The sequence below is a fragment of the Paraburkholderia sp. SIMBA_027 genome (assembly GCF_046535315.1).
GTDB lineage: Bacteria > Pseudomonadota > Gammaproteobacteria > Burkholderiales > Burkholderiaceae > Paraburkholderia > Paraburkholderia tropica.
Genome location: NZ_JAWRWY010000358.1, coordinates 1 through 286, shown reverse-complemented (window position 1 = coordinate 286; position 286 = coordinate 1). Strand labels below are relative to the sequence as shown.

General features: G+C 66.1%; 1 protein-coding gene. It reads right to left on the bottom strand.

The window, feature by feature from the left end; translation table 11 throughout:
• Positions 1-286, bottom strand: a 286-nt coding sequence (locus SB764_RS39415) for an aldo/keto reductase (protein WP_410866669.1), incomplete at both ends; no start/stop codon positions are given.

The following is a 286-nucleotide window of genomic DNA, read 5'->3' as shown; positions in this document are numbered from 1 at the left end:
CAAAAGCCAGCTGAGTGACACATCCATGGCAGACCTGCCTAGGCCTCGCGCAGCCATCGCCACCGCTTCGACCACGCGCGAAGCCTGCGGCTCAAGGTAGGGAGCCACGTAACCGGCCAACCGGCCATCGGCGGCACGGGAGTCGGCGGGAATCTGGCCCCTGTACTTCCCGGTCAGCACCCCGCGGCCCAAGGGGGCCCAGGCCATCAGCCCCAAACCGGCATCTTCCACCGCGGGAACAAGCTCGTCCTCAGCTTTGCGCTGCAGCAGGGAATATTCGGATTGG